The organism is Leisingera sp. F5 (genome assembly GCF_001593695.1).
Map to the genome: position 1 here is coordinate 1 of NZ_LUKH01000628.1, position 1963 is coordinate 1963.

Genomic DNA, 1963 nt, shown 5'->3' on the forward strand with positions numbered 1-1963 from the left:
ATTGCGGCGCGGTGACAGCCCTCATGTTCAGCGTTGCAGCCAAGGGATCCCATCGCGGGTGCTGCAGGATTTCCGGAACGGTCCGGCGATCAGGTTTCTTCATGCCTTCAGCCTCGTCAGATCGAGCACGTATTTCTGCACCTCGGAGCGCTGCACGCGTTTGTTGACCCAGCCATAGTTTTTCCTGGCAGTGCCGACTGTATCGTCGAGCAGCCGCTCGAGCAGGTCCCACCTTCCCGGGTTGGCTTCGATCAGCAGCGAGGCCAAGCCGTGTCGGAAATTATGCGGGGTCATCGGCAAGCCGGCAGCACGGGTTTCGCGCTTGAACCAGCCGAGGAAGGTCTCGTAGGGCAGATTGCCGTCCGCAATAATCCCGGGAAACAGGAAATCGCTGCTATCTGCACCCGGATACAGCGGACGGATCGTTTCCATGTACCATTCGATCACTTCGAGCCCGTTCAGGTTGCCGCGTTCGATCGGCGCCCAGATCTCGTTGTCGTTCTTGGTGTGCTCCGGCGACAGCGTGATTGTCGCGTGATCGGTCATCCTGCCCGGCAGGTGGAATGTGATGTTGTCGCCGCGGATCGCAAGCGCCAGCGCGTTGTCGATGCGGATCGGTGCCCCGCGGGTTTCGAGCGCGCAGACGGCTGCCACCGAACCAATGGAACGCACCTCCTCGATTTCACTCCCGGTCATCGCCCGCCCATCCGCCGAGAAGCTGTTGAGGAGCTCTTGGGCCCGGTTGCGCAGCTGCACGTGCAGGGAAAGGAAGGTCAGGGTCAGTTTCTGCGATCCCAGCAGAGTTTCACAGAAAGTCCGCGCGCCGGGTGACATGTGGCTGCCCTGCTTCTTCCCCTGCTTCAAAAACCGGTTGTTTGCGAGCTGCGCCTTAATCGCATCCGGCGGCAGGCCGTTTCGCGCCATCACGATGTAGATGGCCTTCAGGTAGTCATGTGCAGTTCGGGCGGTGATCTTGCCGGCACCATCCATGTTGGACGACCACCTGCGCACGACCTGGACTGCATTTTCAGGAGAAAGAAGTTCCCTCAGCCCAAGGTCCGTCTCCAGACCAGCGCATTCCGACAGGGTGCTGACGAACTTGCGCAGCGCTGCGGTCTTGAAGGACTTGTCATCCTCAGAGGTCCCTTCCTCGTATCTATCCTCGACCGGATCGTATTCTCCACGCGTCGCGTTGAGCACCCAGTCTCTGATTTCAGCGGCGACGTGATCCGGGATACCCGGCAGGATGTTGGCACGCAGAACCTCGGGTTCGGCAAACGGCTCCGGCGGAAGCAGCGGCCGGGCCGACGACAGGTACCGGAAATGGTTCAGCCGCCGAAGAGCGGATTGCAGGGACTTCCAGTCGTTTGATCCCAAACGTGTCCGAAGCCCGGACAGCCATTCCTGGGAAACTTGGTTGGGCTCCTTGCCATGCTGCCAGGCAAGATCGGACAGCTTCCGGATAGGAATCAGCACTTGGTGCGGATACATCGCCTGATCCGGCATGCCGGTGAGTGGCGTCAGGGCATCGATCAGCTCCGCCCAGGCGTCTTGCCGCGCCCGGCGCTCCTGTTCTTCCTGCAGCTGCCCGGTGGCTCCTTTGATGGCGGCGGACACTTTCCGGCGCCAGGCCTTGTAGGCCTTCTCGGTCTTGAAATGCCGGGGATCAAAACCGCCCAGCGGAAAGCGTCGCTTGAATTCATCCAGATCGGCCGGAATGTCTTGCAGGTGCCGGTTCTTGTACAACTCACTGCACCGCTTGACCGGGGAGACGTAGTCTTTCTTGTCTTGCGCGATGGTCCAGTCCAGCACGTTCTGGAATGTCATCGGCGCGATGGGTGTGAAAAAGCTCATGAAGGCCTCTTTTCTTGTCCGCTGAATGACAAATTGGCCGTTATTCCAAAAACCGAAGCCGAAAATGACAAATAATCCTCCACTTGCCGGAACCGAAATTTCGGGGGCG

1 protein-coding gene is annotated in these 1963 nt (G+C 59.8%); it reads right to left on the reverse strand.

Annotated features, from left to right (window positions below; translation table 11 throughout):
• Nucleotides 1-99: 99 nt before the first annotated feature.
• Nucleotides 100-1963 (reverse strand): tyrosine-type recombinase/integrase (locus A2I95_RS34110; RefSeq protein ID WP_291736939.1); only part of this gene is annotated, 1864 nt, incomplete at its 5' end.